This window comes from Mesorhizobium sp. STM 4661, from assembly GCF_000359125.1.
Taxonomy (GTDB): Bacteria; Pseudomonadota; Alphaproteobacteria; order Rhizobiales; family Rhizobiaceae; genus Mesorhizobium.
The window spans coordinates 1-21,564 of record NZ_CAAF010000053.1 but is presented as its reverse complement, the minus strand read 5'-3'; the positions used below and the strand labels follow the sequence as shown (position 1 = coordinate 21,564).

At 62.2% G+C, this 21,564-nt stretch carries 18 protein-coding genes and 1 tRNA gene; 4 read left to right on the top strand and 15 right to left on the bottom strand.

The window, feature by feature from the left end:
• Positions 1 to 102: 102 nt before the first annotated feature.
• The 3 genes from fusA to rpsL form a co-directional block, all read right to left on the bottom strand.
• Entirely contained in the window at positions 103 to 2,193 is a 2,091-nt protein-coding gene (fusA, locus tag MESS4_RS17190) for an elongation factor G (protein ID WP_006333360.1), read from the bottom strand.
• A 29-nt stretch (positions 2,194 to 2,222) separates the two neighbouring features.
• Positions 2,223 to 2,693 carry a 30S ribosomal protein S7 gene (gene rpsG / locus MESS4_RS17185; RefSeq protein ID WP_006333358.1) on the bottom strand — a complete coding sequence of 157 codons (471 nt, stop codon included), beginning with the start codon at positions 2,691 to 2,693 and terminating at the stop codon, positions 2,223 to 2,225.
• 64 nt (positions 2,694 to 2,757) lie between these two features.
• Positions 2,758 to 3,129, bottom strand: coding sequence for a 30S ribosomal protein S12 (gene rpsL, locus MESS4_RS17180; RefSeq protein WP_006333356.1), 372 nt, complete (start codon positions 3,127 to 3,129; stop codon positions 2,758 to 2,760).
• 477 nt (positions 3,130 to 3,606) lie between these two features.
• Here rpsL and MESS4_RS17175 point away from each other — a divergent pair, with 477 nt between their 5' ends.
• Positions 3,607 to 3,888, top strand: coding sequence for a hypothetical protein (locus tag MESS4_RS17175; RefSeq protein ID WP_006333350.1), 282 nt, complete (start codon positions 3,607 to 3,609; stop codon positions 3,886 to 3,888).
• Between the two features lie 155 nt (positions 3,889 to 4,043).
• Positions 4,044 to 4,979, top strand: coding sequence for a Gfo/Idh/MocA family oxidoreductase (locus tag MESS4_RS17170; protein ID WP_006333349.1), 936 nt, complete (start codon positions 4,044 to 4,046; stop codon positions 4,977 to 4,979).
• 110 nt (positions 4,980 to 5,089) lie between these two features.
• On the opposite strand, the gene MESS4_RS17165 is transcribed toward MESS4_RS17170, so the two are convergent.
• A complete protein-coding gene (locus tag MESS4_RS17165; protein WP_006333348.1) occupies positions 5,090 to 5,494 on the bottom strand; it encodes a hypothetical protein in 405 nt (134 codons plus the stop codon).
• 98 nt (positions 5,495 to 5,592) lie between these two features.
• Between MESS4_RS17165 and MESS4_RS17160 the strand changes: the two genes are divergently transcribed.
• Together MESS4_RS17160 and MESS4_RS17155 are read left to right on the top strand one after the other, a co-directional pair.
• Positions 5,593 to 6,165 (top strand): DUF2975 domain-containing protein, encoded by a 573-nt coding sequence (locus MESS4_RS17160; protein WP_006333347.1) that lies wholly within the window; start codon positions 5,593 to 5,595, stop codon positions 6,163 to 6,165.
• A 10-nt stretch (positions 6,166 to 6,175) separates the two neighbouring features.
• Positions 6,176 to 6,388, top strand: coding sequence for a helix-turn-helix transcriptional regulator (locus MESS4_RS17155; RefSeq protein ID WP_006333341.1), 213 nt, complete (start codon positions 6,176 to 6,178; stop codon positions 6,386 to 6,388).
• Between the two features lie 66 nt (positions 6,389 to 6,454).
• Here MESS4_RS17155 and rpoC read toward each other — a convergent pair whose 3' ends face one another.
• From rpoC to MESS4_RS17100, 11 genes are all read right to left on the bottom strand, one after another.
• Positions 6,455 to 10,651 carry a DNA-directed RNA polymerase subunit beta' gene (gene rpoC, locus MESS4_RS17150; RefSeq protein WP_006333339.1) on the bottom strand — a complete coding sequence of 1,399 codons (4,197 nt, stop codon included), beginning with the start codon at positions 10,649 to 10,651 and terminating at the stop codon, positions 6,455 to 6,457.
• A 134-nt stretch (positions 10,652 to 10,785) separates the two neighbouring features.
• Positions 10,786 to 14,922 carry a DNA-directed RNA polymerase subunit beta gene (rpoB, locus tag MESS4_RS17145; RefSeq protein ID WP_006333338.1) on the bottom strand — a complete coding sequence of 1,379 codons (4,137 nt, stop codon included), beginning with the start codon at positions 14,920 to 14,922 and terminating at the stop codon, positions 10,786 to 10,788.
• 253 nt (positions 14,923 to 15,175) lie between these two features.
• Complete coding sequence (gene rplL, locus MESS4_RS17140; RefSeq protein WP_006333337.1) at positions 15,176 to 15,553, bottom strand: 50S ribosomal protein L7/L12; 378 nt, start codon at positions 15,551 to 15,553, stop codon at positions 15,176 to 15,178.
• Between the two features lie 54 nt (positions 15,554 to 15,607).
• Positions 15,608 to 16,126 carry a 50S ribosomal protein L10 gene (rplJ, locus tag MESS4_RS17135; RefSeq protein WP_006333336.1) on the bottom strand — a complete coding sequence of 173 codons (519 nt, stop codon included), beginning with the start codon at positions 16,124 to 16,126 and terminating at the stop codon, positions 15,608 to 15,610.
• Between the two features lie 401 nt (positions 16,127 to 16,527).
• Positions 16,528 to 17,226, bottom strand: coding sequence for a 50S ribosomal protein L1 (gene rplA, locus MESS4_RS17130; protein WP_006333335.1), 699 nt, complete (start codon positions 17,224 to 17,226; stop codon positions 16,528 to 16,530).
• Between the two features lie 4 nt (positions 17,227 to 17,230).
• Positions 17,231 to 17,659 carry a 50S ribosomal protein L11 gene (rplK, locus tag MESS4_RS17125; RefSeq protein WP_006333334.1) on the bottom strand — a complete coding sequence of 143 codons (429 nt, stop codon included), beginning with the start codon at positions 17,657 to 17,659 and terminating at the stop codon, positions 17,231 to 17,233.
• A 174-nt stretch (positions 17,660 to 17,833) separates the two neighbouring features.
• On the bottom strand, positions 17,834 to 18,361 hold the full coding sequence (gene nusG, locus MESS4_RS17120) for a transcription termination/antitermination protein NusG (protein WP_006333333.1): 528 nt from the start codon (positions 18,359 to 18,361) through the stop codon (positions 17,834 to 17,836).
• A 27-nt stretch (positions 18,362 to 18,388) separates the two neighbouring features.
• Complete coding sequence (gene secE, locus MESS4_RS17115; protein WP_006333330.1) at positions 18,389 to 18,592, bottom strand: preprotein translocase subunit SecE; 204 nt, start codon at positions 18,590 to 18,592, stop codon at positions 18,389 to 18,391.
• A 371-nt stretch (positions 18,593 to 18,963) separates the two neighbouring features.
• A tRNA-Trp gene (locus MESS4_RS17110) sits at positions 18,964 to 19,039 on the bottom strand.
• 107 nt (positions 19,040 to 19,146) lie between these two features.
• Positions 19,147 to 19,626 carry a group II truncated hemoglobin gene (locus MESS4_RS17105; protein ID WP_006333326.1) on the bottom strand — a complete coding sequence of 160 codons (480 nt, stop codon included), beginning with the start codon at positions 19,624 to 19,626 and terminating at the stop codon, positions 19,147 to 19,149.
• Between the two features lie 91 nt (positions 19,627 to 19,717).
• Positions 19,718 to 21,409, bottom strand: a complete 1,692-nt coding sequence (locus tag MESS4_RS17100; protein WP_006333324.1) for a hypothetical protein — start codon at positions 21,407 to 21,409, stop codon at positions 19,718 to 19,720.
• Positions 21,410 to 21,564 lie beyond the last annotated feature (155 nt).

The following is a 21,564-nucleotide window of genomic DNA, read 5'->3' as shown; positions in this document are numbered from 1 at the left end:
CTGTGGTTCTCCGTCTTACTCGTCCCGCTCGGGGAAATTGATATTCGCTCTATCCGTCCCGGAAACGCGCAAGAATTGCGTCTCCGGTGGCTCAAGGCATTCTTACGCGTACTTCTTCTGGACTTCCTGGGCCACCGCCGTAGGGACCGGCTCGTAATGGTCGAACTGCATCGTGTAGGCAGCGCGGCCCTGGCTCATCGAGCGCAGATTGTCGACGTACTTGAACATGTTGGCGAGCGGCACCATGGCGTTGATGACCACGGCCACACCACGGGCTTCCTGACCCTGGATCTGGCCACGACGGCCGTTCAGATCGCCGATGACGCTGCCGACATAATCTTCCGGCGTCACCACCTCGACCTTCATGATCGGCTCGAGCAGCTGCACGCCAAGCTTGGGCGCAGCTTCACGGAAGCAGGCGCGGCCGGCGATTTCGAAGGCGAGCACCGAGGAGTCGACATCGTGGTAGGCGCCGTCGATGAGCGTCGCCTTGACGCCGATCATCGGGAAGCCCGCGAACGGGCCGGAGGTCATGACGCTGTTGATGCCCTTTTCGACACCGGGGATGTATTCCTTCGGCACTGCGCCGCCGACGATCTTGGTTTCGAACTGGAATTCGCTGCTTTCCGGATTCGGCTCGAAGAGGATCTTGACGCGAGCGAACTGACCGGTACCGCCGGTCTGCTTCTTGTGCGTGTAGTCCTGCTCGTGCTTGCGGGTGATCGTCTCGCGATAGGCCACCTGCGGCGCGCCGACATTGGCCTCGACCTTGAACTCGCGACGCATGCGGTCGACGATGATGTCGAGGTGAAGTTCGCCCATGCCCGAAATGATCGTCTGGCCGCTTTCCTCGTCGGTCTTGACGCGGAAGGACGGATCCTCAGCGGCTAGGCGGTGAAGGGCGAGGCCCATCTTTTCCTGGTCGTTCTTGGTCTTCGGCTCAATGGCGATCTGGATGACCGGATCGGGGAATTCCATGCGCTCGAGGATGACCGGATGCAGCGGATCGCTGAGCGTGTCGCCAGTGGTCGTGTCCTTGAGGCCGGCAAGGGCGACGATGTCGCCGGCAAAAGCCTCTTCGACGTCGGCGCGCGAGTTCGCATGCATCTGCAGCATGCGGCCGATGCGCTCTTTCTTGCCCTTGACGGTGTTGTCGACCGAGATGCCCTTGGTGAGCTTGCCCGAATAGATGCGGGCAAAGGTGAGCGAACCAACGAACGGGTCGTTCATGATCTTGAAGGCGAGCATCGACAGCGGCTCGTTGTCGTCGGCATGACGCTCGATCTCGGCGTCGGTCTTGGCGTCGACGCCCTTGATGGCCGGAACATCGGCCGGCGACGGCAGATATTCGACGACGGCGTCGAGCAGCGGCTGCACGCCCTTGTTCTTGAAGGCCGAGCCACAGAACATCGGATAGAACTTCACCGCGATGGTGCCCTTGCGGATCAGCGCGCGGATCTCGTCATTCGACGGCATCTTGCCTTCGAGGTAATTCTCGAGCGCCGTCTCGTCCATTTCGACGGCGGCCTCGATCATCTTCTCGCGGTATTCTTCCGCACGTGCCCTAAGGTCGGCCGGGATCTCGACGACGTCCCAGGCAGCGCCCAGCGTTTCGTCGCGCCAGACCAGCGCGTTCATCTCGACGAGGTCGACAACACCCTTGAACTCGGTCTCGGCGCCGATCGGCAGCTGCATGACGACGGCATGCGCACCGAGGCGCGAGCCGATCATCTCGACCGAGCGGTAAAAGTCGGCGCCGATCTTATCCATCTTGTTGCAGAAGATCATGCGCGGAACGCGGTACTTGTCGGCCTGGCGCCAGACGGTTTCCGTCTGTGGCTCGACACCGGCGTTGGCATCGAGCAGCGCAATGGCGCCGTCGAGCACGCGCAGCGACCGCTCGACCTCAATGGTGAAGTCGACGTGGCCGGGGGTGTCGATGATGTTGAAGCGGTACATCTTGCCGTCACGACCCTTCCAGAAGGTCGTGGTCGCGGCGGACGTGATGGTGATGCCGCGCTCCTGCTCCTGCTCCATCCAGTCCATGGTGGCAGCGCCGTCATGGACTTCGCCGATCTTGTGCGACTTGCCCGTGTAATAGAGGACGCGCTCGGTGGTCGTCGTCTTGCCGGCGTCGATATGCGCCATGATACCGAAATTGCGGTAGTCTTCGATTTTATATTCGCGGGCCATCGTAGCTGCCTCTCAGTCTCGTTCGCGCTTTACCAGCGGTAGTGCGCGAAGGCGCGGTTGGCTTCTGCCATCTTGTGGGTGTCTTCACGCTTCTTGACGGCGGTGCCGCGGTTGTTGGCCGCGTCCATCAGCTCGCCGGAGAGGCGGTCGACCATGGTGGTCTCATTGCGGTTGCGGGCGGCGGCGATCAGCCAGCGGATGGCCAATGCCTGACGGCGCTCGGGGCGCACATCGACCGGAACCTGGTAGGTGGCGCCGCCGACGCGGCGCGAACGCACTTCCACATGCGGCGCGACATTATCGAGCGCCTGGTGGAAGACGGTGACCGGCTCCTGCTTGGTCTTGGTCTGGACCTGGTCGAGCGCGCCATAGACGATGGTCTCGGCAACCGACTTCTTGCCATCATACATGACGGCGTTCATGAACTTGGTGACGATCAGATCGCCGAACTTCGGGTCCGGATTGATCTCACGCTTTTCTGCACTGTGACGACGGGACATGGCTTTTGTCTCTCAATCTCTCATAGCCCGGCGCAGTCAAAAAAAGCGCCGAAGCCGGAAAACCTTACTTCGGACGCTTTGCACCGTATTTCGAACGGCGCTGCTTGCGGTTCTTCACACCTTGCGTGTCGAGCACGCCGCGAATGATATGGTAGCGCACGCCCGGAAGATCCTTGACGCGGCCGCCGCGGATCATGACCACGGAGTGTTCCTGAAGGTTGTGGCCTTCGCCGGGGATGTAACCGATCACTTCAAAACCATTGGTCAGGCGGATCTTGGCCACCTTGCGCAGCGCCGAGTTCGGCTTCTTCGGCGTCGTGGTGTAGACGCGCGTGCAGACGCCCCGCTTCTGCGGGTTCTGCTGCATGGCCGGGACCTTGTTGCGCTTCACCGGCGCAATGCGCGGCTTGCGGATCAGCTGGTTGACGGTAGGCATTAAACCCTCTTGTCTCTCAATTCCGTGTCTCGCCCGGTCAGGGCCGCTCAAAGCGTCATTTCCATACGCGAATTCGGGCCACAAACCGCGCCTCGCGGTCTTGCCCGAACAAATGGCAGAGGAAGCGGAAGCCGCTTCATGCACGCCGGAAATGTCTTTTCGCTCGTAAAACGAACCCTGTTTGAGGCAAACTCCAAAGCGTGTCGCTTCGGAAGCGAGAGCCTCACATCGGTTCTGACTGGCCGGCTTCTACTCGCAAGCCCGTTGGCCGTCAACCCCGCGGCGCCAAATATTGCGCGCAAACGAAGGCTTGGCAGCCATGCGAAAAACGCATGTAATTTTCTTTCGCCATTTTGCAAGGGCAGGGAAGAAAGTGACCTGCTTCTGGCTGTTGCGTGGCGATGCTTCATGCGAAAAGGCGGCATGAACAGTGCAAATCCCCTCGCCCGCCAAACCCTGCACCGGAGGAATCGGCCCGTGAACGACAATGAGGAGCGCCCGGTCACCATCATCACCGGCCGGGTGTGGAAGAGGAAGGGCGGCAAGCCGGAAGGCGTCCACGTCATGCTGGTCGCGCCCGACGACGATTCGGCGGTGCGCCGGGCGCTCGAATCGCTTGCGGCCGAAGGCTATGCCGAAGCCGAACTCGACCAGATCGGCGACATGGACGGCGTGCCCGACGAAGAGCCGCATCTGTCTGCCTTCCAGGGCGCGCTCGAAGGCGAAGTGTCGATCGTCACCTTCGACGTCGCAGTCTGAAGCAGGGCGCCTATCTGACCGGGAGGCAATGTGGCCGCGGAGGCTGTCGCCACGGCCGCCGTGCCGGTCTCCCGCAGCTTGCCCGGGATCGGTTCTCTGCTAAGAAGCATCCCTGCCAAGAAACCACGCGCGTTTTCGAAATCCTCGGAGTTCCCATGTCCTCGAACAGCGGTCCCATCAGACTCGGCATCGTCGGGGTGGGAAAGATCGTCCGCGACCAGCATCTTCCCGCCGTGGCGAAGGATCCGACCTATCGCCTCGTCGCTGCCGCCAGCCGGCACGGCAAGGTCGACGACATCCCGAACTTTCCAACCATCGAGGCGATGCTCGAGGCGGTGCCGGAGCTTGAGGCCGTCTCGCTCTGCATGCCGCCGCAGTTCCGCTACGACGCCGCGCGAACGGCGCTCGCAGCGAAAAAACACGTGTTCCTGGAAAAGCCGCCCGGCGCCACGGTCAGCGAGGTCGAAGACCTGAAAGCACTGGCGGAGCGACAAGGTGTTTCGCTGTTCGCCAGCTGGCATTCGCGCTATGCGCCCGCGGTCGAGGCCGCGCGCGCGTTCCTTGGTTCGGTCAAAATCAAATCGGCCGCCATCAACTGGAAGGAAGACGTGCGCCGCTGGCACCCGAACCAGGAATGGATCTGGGCTCCGGGCGGCTTCGGCGTCTTCGATCCCGGCATCAACGCGCTGTCGATCGCCACGCACATCCTGCCGGCGATGTTCATCACCTCGGCGGTCCTGGATTTTCCCGAAAACCGCGCGTCCCCGGTCGCGGCACACGTTACCTTCCGCACCTCGAACGGATTGCCGGTGACGATGGAACTCGACTGGCTTCAGACCGGCCCGCAAAGCTGGGACATCCTGGCCGAGACCGACAAGGGCGCGATGGTGCTTTCCGGCGGCGGCTCGAAACTCGCCATCGACGGCAAAGTCGTTCATGACGAGCCGGAAGCGGAATATCCGATGCTCTACACGCGCTTCGCCGAGATCGTGCGGGCCGGCGTCTCCGACGTCGATCTCGCGCCCCTCCAGCATGTCGCCGACGCCTTCATGCTCGGCAAGCGCAATATGGTTGAGGCGTTTTTCGACTGAACCGGCGGGTGGTCGAGCGCCGCATTCTTGCGGCGCTCGCAATGATGTTCACCAAGAACTGTTTTTCGCTCGATGGCCCAAGGCCTGTGAGGATCCGGCGGATTGCCCTCTCAATTCTTGATTCGGCAACCGGCGCGCTTGACCATATCGGCAACGATCAGTGGCGTAGCCGGCGTTTCAGACCATGTGCTTTGGCGTGGAGCACCTGTTTTCAGGGCGGCGCGCACAGACCCCGTGTCGAGCCTGAACGCGTTCTTGCAAGAAACGATGCGTGAGCCACCGTTGCCGATTGTATCGACCATTACGCCGGCCGCTTCGCCAACCCCCGCGACATAGGCCACCAGCGTCTGCCTTGCAGTCGGACTCGAGTCGGCCTTTTCGATCATTTCCATCACCTGCCCGACAGAGATCTGGCCTTTCGCGGTCGACGGGAGGGCGGTGGCCGCAAAAGGCTGCATGAGCGTGGCCGCGGCACCGACAATGGCGAGTGCAGTCTTGCGATGAAAGAAAGGCATTGGGCTCTCCTGTTTCAGTGTCGTCTTGACAGGAGGCATCATTGCGCATAAATTTATTATTGTAAAACGATAATTTTTATCCACGAGTGGGGCTATCCATGGTTGAATCTGTCGTCGAGACCGCAGATCTGGCTCGCTGGGCAAGGCTGAGCCGCATCCGGTTTTTCAGCCTGATGCTGGGGAGATGCTGTGTCGTGCTGGCCGCCCTGCTGACCCTCGGCTTGCTGTTCTATTGGCTCACCGCATCCACAGCCTCGATCGCGACGGGCGCACAGATTCCGCTGGAGTGGCTGACCCGTCTAGGCGCCGGCCGAAGAGCGGCGGGTTTCGCGATCTCGTTCGCGCCGCTCTCTTGCCTGATCCTCGCGCTCATGGCGGCCAGACGCTGCTTTGGCGCCTTTGCCGTCGGGAATTTCTTCGGCCCGGACGCCATCAAAGGCCTGCGGAACTTTGCCTTGGGTTTGCTTGCATCAGCGTTGCTGAAGCCATTCTCGGCGGCTGCGTTGTCTGTTCTTCTGAGCTGGGATGCGCCTGCCGGCCAGCATCGGCTGACGTTTGGTTTTGGCAGCGACACGATGCTGACGCTGCTGGCGGCGGGCATCATCGCGGTGATCGCCTGGGTCATGACCGAGGCGTCCGTACTGGCGGAAGAAAACGCACAGTTCATCTGAGGATCCGCTCATGCCCATACGGGTCAGCCTCAACGTCGTCCTCGCCGAGCGAAATGTGAAGTCGAAGGATTTGGCCGAATATGTCGGTATCACCGAAGCCAATCTTTCCCTCCTGAAACAGGGGAAGGTCAAAGGCATCCGGTTCGAGACGCTGGAACGCATCTGCGACTACCTCGAATGCGAACCGGGTGATCTGCTTCGATTCGAGAAATCAATCCGCTAGCGCCATAACGAAAAAGCCGCCGGGTTGCCCCGACGGCTTCGTTGCCTGAGATCTGTACCGTCGCGCTTACTGCGCGGCGGTGACCATGTCGGTCAGCATCGGCTCGGCGACCTCGACGCCCGAGGCCTTGCGGCGCTCGTCGATGATCAGTTCGTCGCGCGAAGTCGCGATGCGCCGGATCTGGCTCATCGTGCCGCCGGTGCCGGCCGGGATCAGCCGGCCGACGATGACGTTTTCCTTCAAGCCCTGCAGCATGTCGGTCTTGCCGGCAACCGCAGCTTCCGTCAGCACCCTTGTCGTCTCCTGGAAGGAGGCGGCCGAGATGAAGGACGGCGTCTGCAGCGAGGCCTTGGTGATGCCAAGCAGCACCGGCTGGCCTTCGGCCGGCTTCTTGCCGTCCTCGACCAGGCGCTCGTTGACCTCTTCCAGCTCGATCACGTCGACGTGGTCGCCCGGAATGTAGGTCGAGTCGCCCTGCACGGTGATCTCGACCTTCTGCAGCATTTGGCGAACGATCACCTCGATGTGCTTGTCGTTGATCTGCACGCCCTGCAGGCGGTAGACTTCCTGGATCTCGTTGACGAGGTAGGAGGCAAGCGCCTCCACGCCCTTGATCGCCAGGATGTCGTGCGGCGCCGGATTGCCGTCGAGGATGTAGTCGCCCTTCTCGATGACGTCGCCGTCCTGGAGATGGAACGGCTTGCCCTTCGGGATCAGGTATTCGACCGGCTCAAGCGTCGAGTCATGCGGCTCGATGATGATGCGGCGCTTGTTCTTGTAGTCGCGGCCGAAGCGGATCGTGCCATCGATCTCGGCGATGATGGCGTGATCCTTCGGGCGGCGTGCCTCGAACAGTTCGGCAACACGCGGCAGACCGCCGGTGATGTCCTTGGTCTTGGCGCTTTCCATCGGGATACGCGCCAGCACGTCGCCGGGTTTCACATGCGCGCCCGGCTCGACCGAAAGAATGGCCTCGACCGAGAGCAGGAAGCGGGCGTCGCCGCCCTTCGACAGCTTGCCGACCTTGCCCTTGGCGTCCTGGACGACGATCGCCGGCTTGAGGTCGTTGCCGCGTGGCGTCGAACGCCAGTCGATGACCTCGCGCTTGGTGATGCCGGTCGATTCGTCGGCCGTTTCCTGAACGGAAATGCCGTCGACCAGATCCTCGAACGCCACCTTGCCCTCGATTTCGGTGAGGATCGGGCGGGTATAGGGATCCCACTCGGCGATGCGCTGGCCGCGCTTCACCTTGTCGCCATCGTCCACGAAGATGCGCGAACCATAGGTGACGCGGTGCGTGGCGCGCTCCTTGCCGGCCTCGTCGAGGATCAGCACCGCCATGTTGCGGCCCATGACCATCTGCTGGCCGTCGGAGTTGCGCACCACGTTGCGGTTGCGGATCTCGACCTTGCCCTCATACGAGGCTTCAAGGAACGAGCTGTCCACCACCTGCGCCGTGCCGCCCATGTGGAAGGTACGCATGGTGAGCTGGGTGCCCGGCTCGCCGATCGACTGCGCCGCGATGACGCCGACGGCTTCGCCCTGGTTGACCGGGGTGCCGCGGGCCAGATCGCGTCCGTAGCAGACCGCGCAGACGCCGATCCTGACCTCGCAGGTCAGCGCCGAACGGATGCGGACCGACTGGACGCCGGCCTTTTCGATCTGTTCCACGTCACGCTCGTCCATCAGCGTTCCGGCCTTGACCAGAACCTCGCCCGACACCGGATGGGTGATGTCGTCGAGCGACGTACGGCCGAGCACGCGCTGGCCGACGGAAGCGACGACCTGGCCTGCATCGACGATCGGCTGCATGGTGAGGCCCTTGTCGGTGCCGCAGTCGAGCGAGTTGACGATGCAGTCCTGCGCCACGTCGACCAGACGACGGGTGAGGTAACCCGAATTCGCCGTCTTCAAGGCGGTGTCTGCCAGACCCTTGCGGGCGCCGTGGGTCGAGTTGAAGTACTCGAGCACGGTCAGGCCTTCCTTGAAGTTCGAGATGATCGGCGTCTCGATGATTTCACCCGAAGGCTTGGCCATCAGGCCGCGCATGCCGGCGAGCTGGCGCATCTGGGTGGGCGAGCCGCGCGCACCGGAGTGCGACATCATGTAGATCGAGTTCATCGGCTTTTGACGGCCATTGTCCTCGAACTCGACCGCCTTGATGCGGGCCATCATCTCGTCGGCGACCTTTTCCGAGCACTTGGCCCAGGCGTCGACGACCTTGTTGTACTTCTCGCCCTGCGTGATCAGGCCGTCATTGTACTGCTGCTCGTATTCCTTGGCCAAAGCCTCGGTGTCGGAGACCAACTTGATCTTGGCGTCCGGGATCAGCATGTCGTCCTTGCCGAACGAAATGCCGGCGCGGCAGGCGTGGCTGAAGCCGAGCGCCATGATGCGGTCGCAGAAAATGACCGTCTCCTTCTGACCGCAATGGCGGTAGACGGTGTCGATCATCTTGGAGATGTTCTTCTTGGTCATCTCCTGGTTGGCCGTCTCGTAAGGCACGTTGACGTTCTTCGGCAGCAGTTCGCCGATGATCATGCGGCCAGGCGTGGTGTCATGGATCTTCGATACGACATTGCCTTCGGCGTCGACCGTGCGGAAGCGGCCCTTGATCTTGGAATGCAGCGTCACCGCCTTGGTCTCCAGCGCGTGCTGGAGCTCGCCCATGTCGGCAAACACCATGCCCTCGCCCGGCTCGTTCTGATTGACGATCGAGAGATAGTAGAGACCGAGAACCATGTCCTGCGACGGCACGATGATCGGCGCGCCGGAAGCCGGGTGCAGGATGTTGTTGGTCGACATCATCAGCACGCGGGCTTCAAGCTGCGCTTCCAGCGACAGCGGCACGTGCACGGCCATCTGGTCGCCGTCGAAGTCGGCGTTGAAGGCCGTGCAGACCAGCGGGTGCAGCTGGATCGCCTTGCCCTCGATCAGGATCGGCTCGAACGCTTGGATGCCGAGGCGGTGCAGCGTCGGAGCGCGGTTCAACAGCACCGGATGCTCGCGGATGACCTCGTCGAGGATATCCCAAACCTCCGGACGCTCCTTCTCGACCAGCTTCTTGGCCTGCTTGACGGTCGAGGAATAACCCTTGGCGTCGAGGCGGGCGTAGATGAAGGGCTTGAACAGTTCGAGCGCCATCTTCTTCGGCAGGCCGCACTGGTGCAGCTTGAGCTCCGGACCGGTGACGATGACCGAGCGGCCGGAATAGTCGACGCGCTTGCCGAGCAGGTTCTGGCGGAACCGGCCCTGCTTGCCCTTGAGCATGTCGGACAGCGACTTCAGCGGACGCTTGTTGGCGCCGGTGATGACGCGGCCGCGGCGGCCGTTGTCGAACAGCGCATCGACGGCTTCCTGCAGCATGCGCTTTTCATTGCGCACGATGATGCCGGGCGCGCGCAGCTCGATCAGCCGCTTCAGGCGGTTGTTGCGGTTGATGACGCGGCGATAGAGATCGTTGAGGTCGGACGTGGCGAAACGGCCGCCGTCCAGCGGGACAAGCGGACGCAGGTCCGGCGGGATCACCGGAACCACCTTCATGATCATCCATTCCGGGCGGTTGCCGGACTCCATGAAGTTTTCGACGACCTTGAGCCGCTTCAGATACTTCTTCTGCTTCAGCTCGGACGTGGTCGAAGCCAGCTCCGAACGCAGGTCGCCGGCGATCTTCTCCAGATCCATGCCGGCCAGAAGGTCGTGAATGGCCTCGGCGCCGATCATGGCGGTGAAACTATCCTCGCCATACTCGTCGACGGCAAGCATGTACTCTTCCTCGCCGAGGAGCTGGTGCTCCTTCAGCGCGGTCAAGCCGGGCTCGGTGACGATGTAGTTCTCGAAGTAGAGGACGCGCTCGATGTCCTTCAGCGTCATGTCGAGCAGCGTGCCGATGCGCGAGGGCAGCGACTTCAGGAACCAGATATGGGCGACGGGCGCGGCGAGCTCGATATGGCCCATGCGCTCGCGGCGGACGCGCGACAGCGTGACTTCCACGCCGCACTTCTCGCAGATGACGCCCTTGTACTTCATGCGCTTGTACTTGCCGCACAGGCACTCATAGTCCTTGATCGGGCCGAAAATGCGCGCGCAGAACAGGCCGTCGCGCTCCGGCTTGAAGGTGCGGTAGTTGATGGTCTCCGGCTTCTTGATCTCGCCGAACGACCAGGACAGAATCTTCTCAGGGCTGGCGAGCGAAATCCGGATGGAATCGAACACCTGCGCCGGCGCCTGTGGATTGAAGAGATTCATGACCTCTTGGTTCATGCCGTTCTCCTTTTCGGGGTCCTCGAAAACCCCTTGCATCTAGCGCGGGCAAAACGCCCGCCGACTTGGTCGGCCACTGGCCGAAGAATTGGTGCAGCCTGTCGCGGGAAGGCTCCCGCGACAGGATGTCTTGCTTACTCGGCCGCGTCGGGCAGCCGGATCGGGTTGTCGTCGAGCTTGGTGTTCTCCAGTTCGACATTGAGGCCGAGAGACCGCATTTCCTTGACCAGAACGTTGAAGCTCTCCGGAATGCCGGCCTCGAACGTGTCGTCGCCTCTGACGATCGCCTCGTAGACCTTGGTGCGGCCGGCGACGTCGTCCGACTTCACCGTCAGCATTTCCTGCAGCGTATAGGCGGCACCGTACGCTTCGAGCGCCCAGACCTCCATTTCGCCGAAGCGCTGGCCGCCGAACTGCGCCTTGCCGCCCAGCGGCTGCTGGGTAACGAGCGAGTACGGTCCGATCGAACGCGCGTGGATCTTGTCGTCCACAAGGTGGTGAAGCTTGAGCATATATATGTAGCCCATCGTCACCTTGCGATCGAACGGCTCGCCGGTGCGACCGTCATAAAGCTGCGACTGACCGCTGGTGTGCAGGCCCGCCTGCTCCAGCATGATGTTGATGTCGGCCTCATGCGCGCCGTCGAACACCGGGGTCGCGATGGAGACGCCGCGGCGCATCTGCTCGCTAAGGCGAACGATGCTCTCGTCGTCATAGTCGCGGACCGGCTCGTTGCGGTCGTTGGCCGGGATGAAGCTTTCGAGCGTCTTGCGCAGCGGCTTGATATCGCCGGCTGTCTTGTAAGCGTCGATCAGATCGCCGATCTTCCTGCCCATGCCGGCGCAAGCCCAGCCCAGATGCGTTTCCAGGATCTGGCCGACATTCATGCGGCTCGGCACACCCAGCGGGTTGAGCACGATATCGGCATGCGTGCCGTCCTCGAGGAAAGGCATGTCCTCGACCGGAACGATGCGCGACACGACACCCTTGTTGCCGTGCCGGCCGGCCATCTTGTCGCCGGGCTGCATCTTGCGCTTCACGGCCACGAAGACCTTGACCATCTTCATGACGCCGGGAGGCATCTCGTCGCCGCGCTGCACCTTCTCGACCTTGTCCATGAAGCGCTGTTCAAGCGCCTTCTTGGAATCGTCGTACTGGCCACGGAGCGCCTCCAGTTCGCTCTGGAGCTTTTCGTTCTCCACGGCAAACTGCCACCATTGCGAACGCGGATACTCGTCGAGCGTGTCCTTCGACAGCTTCGAGCCCTTCTTGAACCCCTTCGGCCCGGCAATCGCTTCCTTGCCGACGAGAACGTCGGAAAGGCGCGAATAGACGTTGCGGTCTAGGATCGCCTGCTCGTCGTCGCGGTCCTTGGCGAGGCGTTCGATCTCCTCGCGCTCGATCGCCATGGCGCGCTCGTCCTTCTCGACGCCGTGACGATTGAAGACACGCACTTCGACGACGGTGCCGAAGGTTCCCGGAGGCATGCGCATGGAAGTGTCGCGCACGTCAGAGGCCTTTTCGCCGAAGATGGCGCGCAGCAGCTTTTCCTCCGGCGTCATCGGGCTTTCGCCCTTCGGCGTGATCTTGCCGACCAGGATGTCGCCCGGCTGCACTTCCGCGCCGATATAGACGATGCCGGCTTCGTCGAGGTTCTTCAGCGCTTCTTCCGAGACGTTGGGAATATCGCGCGTGATTTCCTCCGGACCGAGCTTGGTGTCGCGCGCCATGACCTCGAACTCCTCGATGTGGATCGAGGTGAAGACGTCGTCGGCGACGATGCGCTCGGACAAGAGGATGGAGTCCTCGTAGTTGTAGCCGTTCCACGGCATGAACGCGACCAGCACGTTGCGGCCGAGCGCCAGATCGCCGAGCTCCGTCGACGGACCGTCGGCAATGATGTCGCCCTTGTTGACCAGGTCGCCCATGCGCACCAGCGGACGCTGGTTGATGCAGGTGTTCTGGTTCGAACGCTGGAACTTCATCAGCCGGTAGATGTCGACGCCGGACTTGCCGGGATCGAGATCCTCGGTGGCGCGAATGACGATACGCGTCGCGTCCACCTGGTCGACGACGCCGCCGCGACGAGCGCCGATGGCGGCGCCCGAGTCGCGGGCGACGATCGGCTCCATGCCGGTGCCGACGAACGGCGCCTCGGCGCGCACCAACGGCACGGCCTGGCGCTGCATGTTCGAGCCCATCAGAGCGCGGTTGGCGTCGTCGTTCTCGAGGAACGGGATCAGGGCAGCTGCCACCGACACCATCTGCTTCGGCGAAACGTCCATCAGATCGACGTTTTCGCGCGGCGCCATCATCACTTCGCCGGCATTGCGGCAAATGACGAATTCGTCGACGAAACCGCCATTCTTGTCGAGCTCGGCATTGGCCTGCGCGACATGGTGCTTGGCCTCTTCCATCGCCGAGAGATAGACGACTTCATTGGTCAGCTTGCCGCTGACGATCTTGCGGTACGGGCTCTCGATGAAGCCGTACTTGTTGACGCGCGCAAACGTGGCCAGCGAGTTGATCAGACCGATATTCGGGCCTTCCGGCGTCTCGATCGGGCAGATGCGGCCGTAATGCGTCGGGTGCACGTCGCGCACCTCGAAGCCGGCGCGCTCACGGGTCAGACCGCCCGGTCCAAGCGCCGAAAGCCTGCGCTTGTGGGTGATCTCCGACAGCGGGTTGGTCTGGTCCATGAACTGCGACAGCTGCGAGGAGCCGAAGAACTCGCGCACTGCGGCGGCCGCCGGCTTGGCGTTGATCAGGTCCTGCGGCATGACCGTGTCGATCTCGATCGAGGACATACGCTCCTTGATCGCGCGCTCCATGCGCAGCAGGCCGACGCGGTACTGATTTTCCATCAGCTCGCCGACCGAACGCACGCGGCGGTTGCCGAGATTGTCGATGTCGTCGATCTCGCCCTTGCCGTCGCGCAGTTCGACCAGCGTCTTGACCACGGCCAGGATGTCGTCCTTGCGCAGCACGCGCACGGTATCCTCGGCCTTGAGCTCGAGGCGCATGTTCATCTTGACGCGGCCGACGGCCGACAAATCATAGCGCTCGCTGTCGAAGAACAGCGAGTTGAACATGGCTTCGGCGGTCTCGAGCGTCGGCGGTTCGCCGGGGCGCATGACGCGGTAGATGTCGAACAGCGCGTCCTGGCGGCTCTCGTTCTTGTCGACGTTGAGCGTGTTGCGGATATAGGCGCCGACATTGACATGGTCGATGTCGAGAACCTTGATCTCGTCCTCGCCGGTGCCGAGCAGCACCTTCAGCGTCTTGTCGTCGATCTCGTCGCCGGCTTCGAGGAAGATCTCGCCGGTGGCGTAGTTGACGATGTCCTCGGCAAGATAGTTGCCGAGCAGATCCTCGTCGGTCGCCTTGATCGCCTTGAGACCCTTTTCGCCAAGCGCCCTGGCCTGGCGGGCGGTGATCTTCTTGCCGGCCTCGACGACGATCTCGCCGGTGTCGGCATCGACAAGGTCGCCGACGGCCTTGAGGCCGCGGAAACGCTCGACGTTGAACGGGATGCGCCAGTGGTCGCCTGCGCGCTTGTAGGTGATCTTGTTGTAAAAGGTCGACAGGATCTCCTCGCCATCCATGCCGAGCGCCATCAGCAGCGACGTCACCGGAATCTTGCGGCGGCGGTCGATGCGGGCGTGCACGACGTCCTTGCTATCGAACTCGATGTCGAGCCACGAGCCGCGATAGGGGATGACGCGCGCGGCAAACAGAAGCTTGCCGGACGAGTGCGACTTGCCCTTGTCGTGGTCGAAGAAGACGCCCGGCGAACGGTGCATCTGCGAGACGATAACGCGCTCGGTGCCGTTGACGATGAAGGTGCCGTTCAAGGTCATGAGCGGCATGTCGCCCATGTAGACATCCTGCTCCTTGATGTCCTTGATCGACTTGGCGCCGGTATCCTCGTCGATATCGAACACGATGAGGCGCAGCGTCACCTTCAGTGGCGCCGCATAAGTCAGGTCGCGCTGACGGCATTCGTCAACGTCGAATTTCGGTCCTTCGAACTCGTACTTCACAAACTCCAGCATCGAGGAGCCGGAAAAGTCCTGAATCGGGAAGACCGACCTGAAAACGGCCTGCAGTCCCTCGTCAGGACGCCCGCCCTTGGGCTCCGCCACCATCAGGAACTGGTCATAGGATGCCTTCTGAACCTCGATCAGGTTCGGCATCTCCGCAACTTCCGGGATCTTTCCGAAGAACTTGCGTACGCGTCTGCGGCCATTGAAAGTCTGGGTCTGGGCCATCGTCGCTCCTTAGCTCTAAACTCGGGACGAGCCTCGCCGCGGCCCGCCTTGCATTCTCGGCCACCTCGGCGGCGGCCCTTCAATCAGCTCTCCGGCCGCCTGTCGGCGGTCGGCTAAAACGGGAGAAAACCCGTTTCCTGAAGGCCGGTTTCAAGGCCCTCAGGAAAGAGGTTTTCGTACGTCTCGCGTTACGGCCTCCCTTCACGCGAAGGGAGTGGCGGACGGCGCGAGGCCGCCCGCCAATACCCAACGCTTACTTCAGTTCGACCTTGGCGCCGGCTGCTTCGAGCTGGGCCTTGAACTTCTCCGCGTCGGCCTTGGAAACAGCTTCCTTGACCGGCTTCGGAGCCGCCTCGACCAGATCCTTGGCTTCCTTGAGGCCAAGACCGGTGATGGCGCGAACTTCCTTGATGACGTTGATCTTCTGAGCGCCTACCTCGGTCAGGACGACGTCGAATTCCGTCTTTTCCTCGGCCGGAGCAGCAGCGGCCGCAGCACCGCCAGCGGCGGCAACCGCCACCGGAGCAGCGGCGGAAACGCCCCACTTTTCTTCCAGAAGCTTCGACAGCTCGGCCGCCTCGAGGACGGTCAGCTTCGAAAGGTCGTCTACGATCTTTGCGAGATCAGCCATTTGAATATTCCTTCATAAGGTTCGAACGTGTGTTTGTGATAGCGAGGAACGGCCTCATGCCGCCTCGTCCTTCCGGGCGTAGGCGCCGATGACGCGCGCGACCGAAGCCGCAGGCGCATTGACGATCTGGGCGATCCGGGTTGCCGGCGTGGCGATCATGCCAACCAGCCTGGCGCGCAGCTCATCGAGCGACGGAAGTGTGGCGAGTGCCTTCACACCGTCGGCGTTGAGCGAGGTGGTGCCCATTGCGCCGCCGAGAATGACGAGCTTGTCATTTCCCTTGGCGAAATCGGACGCGACCTTCGGCGCCGCAATCGGATCCTCCGAATAAGCGATCAGCGTCTGTCCCTTGAACAGATCGATGATCGATGCGGAGTCCGTGCCCTGAAGAGCGATTTTGGCGAGACGGTTCTTCGCGACTTTGACGGTGCCACCGGCGGCGCGCATTTTCGACCGAAGGTCGTTCATTTGCGCGACGGTGATACCGGCGTAGTGGGCCACGACGACTGAACCCGCGCTTGCAAACGCATCATTCAGGCCCGTGACGAGTTCGCGTTTTTCCGCTCTGTCCACTGCCTATCTCCAGTTGACCCCTGCCCTTTTCACGAGGACAGGCGTCGGGTTGCCTTTTGCCGGCCGGGCCATCCAGTAACGGATCTCCCGAACGACGCTCGAGGATCCTGCCCCCTTTCGCCACACCCGACGGACTGACCGGCAAGTGCGCAGACAAAAGGCAAACACGGTTCGAACCTTTCATTGGAGCGTGTGGCTCCGTTGTCCGGTCTTCACCCGTCTCATGCAGGCCCACATGAATTAAGGCCCCCCCTTTTCAAACCAAGGCTCGGGCCGCCTGCAATCTCGGACAGGATGTCCGGAAGCCTTTCGACTTCCGGGCACCGGGCCGCCAAAATAGATCGGAGGCCCGGAATTCTTTTTCGGATCAGCCCGTTAGCGGCCGATCCGGGTAATTCGTATCAGGACCCCGCCAGCGTCGAGACGTCGAGCTTGAGGCCCGGGCCCATCGTCGAGGTGACCGACACCTTCTTGACGTAGTTGCCCTTGGCGCCAGCCGGCTTTGCCTTGGTCACCGCGTCAGTGAAGGCACGGACGTTTTCTTCCAGCGCCTTGACGTCGAACGAGACCTTGCCGACGCCGGCCTGGACGATGCCAGCCTTCTCGACGCGGAACTCGACGGCGCCGCCCTTCGATGCCTTGACGGCGGCGGCAACGTCGGTGGTGACGGTGCCGACCTTCGGGTTCGGCATCATGCCGCGCGGGCCGAGCACCTTGCCCAGACGACCGACCAGCGGCATCATGTCCGGCGTGGCGATGCAGCGATCGAAGTCGATCGTGCCCTTCTGGACGATCTCGACCAGATCCTCGGCGCCAACGATATCGGCGCCGGCCGCCTTGGCTTCCTCGGCCTTGTCGCCACGCGCGAACACGGCGACGCGGACGCTACGGCCGGTGCCGTTCGGCAGGTTGACCACGCCGCGGACCATCTGGTCGGCATGGCGCGGGTCGACGCCGAGGTTCATCGCGACTTCGATGGTCTCGTCGAACTTCACCGTGGACCGGTCCTTGAGCAGCTTCAGCGCCTCACCGAGGGCGTAAGCCTTGTTGGGGTCGATGCCTTCGCGGGTCTTCGATACGCGTTTTGCAATCTTTGCCATGATCTCAGCCCACCACTTCCAGGCCCATCGAACGGGCGGAGCCCTCGACCATGCGCATGGCCGCCTCGACGTCGTTCGCGTTCAGGTCCTTCATCTTCTGCTCGGCGATGGCACGCACCTTGTCGCGGCCGATCGTGCCGGCCTTGATCTTGCCCGGCTCCTTGGAACCAGAAGTCAGGTTCGCGGCCTTCTTCAGGAAATAGCTCACCGGCGGCGTCTTCATGACGAAGGTGAACGACTTGTCCTGGTAGTAGGTGATGACGACCGGGATCGGCGACCCCTTCTCCATTTCCTGGGTCTGCGCGTTGAACGCCTTGCAGAACTCCATGATGTTGATGCCACGCTGACCAAGCGCCGGGCCGATCGGGGGAGACGGCGTGGCCGATCCCGCTTTCACCTGGAGCTTGAGCTGGCCTGCAATTTTCTTAGCCATCTCTCTTCCTGCCTTTTCTCATGCCGGCCCCACTATCGGGGAAACACCGGCGGTTGCAGTCTGGTGGTGCGGTTCCCGCGGCCGGCTAAAGCCACATTCGCCTCCCACCCGTTTTTGGCCGCGCGATTTCCACGCCGCCATCCCTGCCGCCGAACTGGCAGCAAGGATTTCGGATCAGCCCTTTTCGACCTGTCCGAATTCCAGATCGACGGGCACGGCGCGCCCGAAGATCGAAACTTCCACCTTGAGCCGCGCCCGCTCCTCGTCCACTTCCTGGACGAAACCGTTGAACGAGGCGAACGGACCATCCGAAACGCGGATCGCCTCGCCGATCTCGAACGTAACCGAGGGCTTGGGCCGCTCGACGCCTTCCTGCACCTGGTTCAGGATGCGCTGGGCCTCGGCTTCGGTGATCGGCACCGGCTTGGAGTCACCCAGGAAGCCGGTGACCTTCGGTGTGTTCTTCACCAGCGAGAACACCGCGTCGGTCAGATTGGCCTTCAAGAGCACATAGCCCGGGAAGAACTTGCGCTCGGCGTCGACCTTGCGGCCGCGGCGGATCTCGACGACCTTCTCGGTCGGCACTACGATCTGCTCGATGTCGGCGGACAGGCCTTTCTGCTTGGCCTTGTTCTCGATGTCCTCGGCGACCTTCTTTTCAAAGTTCGAATAGGCGTGGACGATGTACCACCGCGCAGTCATTTCAAGACTTCTCCGTAATCGCCGAACTTAGCGTCCAAGGCTCAGAATCCATTCGATGGCATAGCCCATGGCCACGTCGGCGCTGAAGAAAAAGATCATCGCGATGAGAGCGAATACGAGGACCATCACCGTCGAGATCATGGTTTCGCGACGCGACGGCCAGGTCACCTTGGCGGTCTCCGAGCGAACCTGCTGGAGAAAGACGAAAGGATTTGTGGTTTTCGAAGCCATGTGCCGCTCTGTCTTCAAGACCCGTTGGCCGGGTCTCCTGGATGATCCCGCTGGCCGGGACGTGCCGCGTGGGCCTCATGTCCGCGCCGAATCAGCGCAATCATTTCGCCCATGCAAATCGGACGCGTAAAGCCGGCTTCCCAGCTCCACGCGTCGCGTGTCTGTTTCGTCTACATAAAACCGATTCTTGATCCACGCAAGTGGCAAGTGTCCGCTTTATGACCAAACGCCGCCTCGGAACCATCCAGTCGTCCCGTCCCGGCTATGGCGCCCTTATGCCCCAATTGCCTCCATATGGCAAGTCACCCGCCGGTTTTCAAACGCTCGACGCGGAAAACCAGGCATTTTCGGGAATTGGCCATTTCGAAGAATGGCACGGGCAGCAGGGCTCGAACCTACGACCTGCGGTTTTGGAGACCGCCGCTCTACCAACTGAGCTATGCCCGTATCGTGCGCGTATCGGCGCAGGCGCTTCCTAAAAGCTTCCGCGCGCTCTGTAAAGAGCGTCGTACGGGGATAGGCGGTGGAAAGCAGGGGGTTCCGCAGCCGGCCCGTTAATCGCCACTCGGCTTGTAAGGCCCGCCCGGCACGCCCCAACCCCAGGCCGGCATCGGTTCGGTCTCGGGATCGCAGGTCTCGCCAAGGTTGGAATTCATCTTGGCCAGCCGCGATCCCCATTCGACATAGGCCATGAAAGCCGAGCGGAATTCCGGATCGCCCGGCAGACCGACCTCATCGGCGGCATCAGCGAGAAGGTTGATCCAGCGGCGGCGCTGTTCCTCGGTCAGATGCTTGCCGAGATGATGCATCACCATCTCACGGTGGCCGCCATGGCTTTCGCTGTAGGTTTTCGGCCCGCCAAAGACCTCGCCGATGAAGGCGGCGACATGGGCAGGATGATCGGGCGACATGGTCTTGAACACCGGACCGACGACCGGGTCCAACGCCACTTTGTCGTAGAAAGTCTGCGTCAGCCGGTTCAGCGCCTCGATGCCGCCAGCCCATTCGAACAATGTCGGGACGTCCTGGGTCATCGCCGATCCTCGATTGTGATCGACAGGGACGATAGCGGAAGGACCGTGCGGAGCTCAACCTGCCTCGATGGCCAGTCTGGCCGGCGCGATGCTAAAGCTTCGGGGGCGTCGCGGCCTCGGCATCGGCCGACGGCGTGACCCTGCAATTGTCGGGCTTCGGCACCAATCTGCAGATGGTTGCGCCCGTCAGTTCGTCCACCGATTGAGTATCCGTCGTCAGCCCAAATTTCAGCATCGTGTCAGGTTCGAGCTGGCGCAGGACTGAATGGCGCTGAATTGCGGTGAATAGATCCCGGTCAATCGCCATCTCTTCGAGATAGGCCTCAACCTTCTGCGCTTGCCCCATTGATTGAACGCTGAGACGCGCACTGGGGCCGACAAGGCGCCTGACACCGCCGGCGACCATGATCACACAGGCCGAATCGCATTCGCCACCTGAATCGATGGTCAGCCCGGCATGGATGCCATCCAGCCCGGCGTGGACGCCATCCTTGGCGACGCAGCCCATCGCTCCAGGGTCACAGTCGACAAAATCCGTTCGGGCCACGGCGACGTCGAGCTTGTGCTCCCGGATCAACCGGCCGGCCGCCAGAGCGCCGAGCACGTCGCCTCCCGACGAGCTGATCACCACGGGCAGCCGTCGCCCGCTGAGGGTGTCGAGCAACTGGCGCAGCCTGTCGGGGGTCCCGGCGGTGATCGTGCCTTCCGCCGAAATCCACTCCGGGCAATCGGGATTGCAGAGCGGGTTGCTGCCGCGAACGAGGGCGAAGCGCATCTCCGCCTCTTCCTTTGACTGCACGGCCTCGGCCGACTGAGGAACATCGGACCTGGCTTCGGCCGTCGGAACGTCGGCCGGCTCCGCGCCCTTGTTTGCCGGTATCTCCCGGCAATTCGCCGGCACCGGACTTGCCTTGCATATGATCGGCGCGGACAGCAGGTCGAGGGAATCGAGGCTGGTGACGAGCTTCGTCTGCAGCATGTCGTACGGCACCAGCTGCTGGATGCCGCTGGCCGGCGTGTTCTTCATTGCTTCGAGCACGCCCTGGCCGACATTCATCTCCTTCAGATAGGCCGCCAGCTTCTTCTCCAACGCCTTGCTCATCTCGTAGGTCTTGTAGCTGCCCGCGTTCTTGCGGCTGATGACCTTCTTGTCGATGATCTTCTTCTTGCCTCTCACCACGCGATAGGTGGTCCGGTACTGCAATTTCGTCCGGATATAGGTCGTGGTGATCTGATGGACGCCGAGATAGGCCCATTGCCCGACAACGCGCCTGATGCCGCCGGCAAACATCAACGGACAGGCCGAATTGCAGATGGCGCCGTTGGCATAGGGATTGCCGAAATAGCGGGCGTTCTTGCCGTCGTTTTCCTTGCAGTCCTTGGCATCCGGCTGGCAGCCGGTGAACCGGGTTTTGCCAACCGCCATATCGAGCTTGTTCTTGCGGATCAGCCGGCCAAGCGCCAGCGCCGCCTCGACGTTGCCGCCGGGAGAATCCACGACGACAGGCAATTTTCGGCCGCGGAGCGTCTTGAGCGTGCGTCTGAGCAGCGCCGGCGTGCCGGCCTCTATCGAGCCTTCAGCCGATACCCATTCCGGGCAGGTCGGCTCGCAACCCGGCGCATTGCTGCGGACGACGACGAACCGCATCGTCGGACCAAGATCGGGCGTTGATTTCTTTGTATTCGCCGCGAAGGCGGCGTCGCCGATGAAACAGAACGACAACAGGCAGATCAGCCCCAGCGACCACCATGTCTGGCCATTCAAACGGTGCCACGGACCCATTTGGGCAGCCCCCTCGATGCAACCTATACTAGTTGCGATGGCGGTGCTTGCAACAGCTTTTGAAATGACGGCCTGCCCGCTTCGCCGAGGCTGCAATGCAAAAGGGCGGCCCGAAGACCGCCCTTTCTGTTTTTGGATTTCGGCGAATGCCTGCG

Coding starts and splice junctions, on each gene's coding strand:
- nusG (WP_006333333.1), bottom strand. CDS start 18,361: ATGACTGCGCGGTGGTACATCGTCCACGCCTATTCGAACTTTGAAAAG.
- MESS4_RS17160 (WP_006333347.1), top strand. CDS start 5,593: ATGGTTGAATCTGTCGTCGAGACCGCAGATCTGGCTCGCTGGGCAAGG.
- fusA (WP_006333360.1), bottom strand. CDS start 2,193: ATGGCCCGCGAATATAAAATCGAAGACTACCGCAATTTCGGTATCATG.
- rplL (WP_006333337.1), bottom strand. CDS start 15,553: ATGGCTGATCTCGCAAAGATCGTAGACGACCTTTCGAAGCTGACCGTC.
- rpoB (WP_006333338.1), bottom strand. CDS start 14,922: ATGGCCCAGACCCAGACTTTCAATGGCCGCAGACGCGTACGCAAGTTC.
- MESS4_RS17105 (WP_006333326.1), bottom strand. CDS start 19,626: ATGACCCAGGACGTCCCGACATTGTTCGAATGGGCTGGCGGCATCGAG.
- rplK (WP_006333334.1), bottom strand. CDS start 17,659: ATGGCTAAGAAAATTGCAGGCCAGCTCAAGCTCCAGGTGAAAGCGGGA.
- MESS4_RS17155 (WP_006333341.1), top strand. CDS start 6,176: ATGCCCATACGGGTCAGCCTCAACGTCGTCCTCGCCGAGCGAAATGTG.
- rpoC (WP_006333339.1), bottom strand. CDS start 10,651: ATGAACCAAGAGGTCATGAATCTCTTCAATCCACAGGCGCCGGCGCAG.
- MESS4_RS17170 (WP_006333349.1), top strand. CDS start 4,044: ATGTCCTCGAACAGCGGTCCCATCAGACTCGGCATCGTCGGGGTGGGA.
- MESS4_RS17100 (WP_006333324.1), bottom strand. CDS start 21,409: ATGGGTCCGTGGCACCGTTTGAATGGCCAGACATGGTGGTCGCTGGGG.
- rplA (WP_006333335.1), bottom strand. CDS start 17,226: ATGGCAAAGATTGCAAAACGCGTATCGAAGACCCGCGAAGGCATCGAC.
- rpsL (WP_006333356.1), bottom strand. CDS start 3,129: ATGCCTACCGTCAACCAGCTGATCCGCAAGCCGCGCATTGCGCCGGTG.
- MESS4_RS17165 (WP_006333348.1), bottom strand. CDS start 5,494: ATGCCTTTCTTTCATCGCAAGACTGCACTCGCCATTGTCGGTGCCGCG.
- rpsG (WP_006333358.1), bottom strand. CDS start 2,693: ATGTCCCGTCGTCACAGTGCAGAAAAGCGTGAGATCAATCCGGACCCG.
- secE (WP_006333330.1), bottom strand. CDS start 18,592: ATGGCTTCGAAAACCACAAATCCTTTCGTCTTTCTCCAGCAGGTTCGC.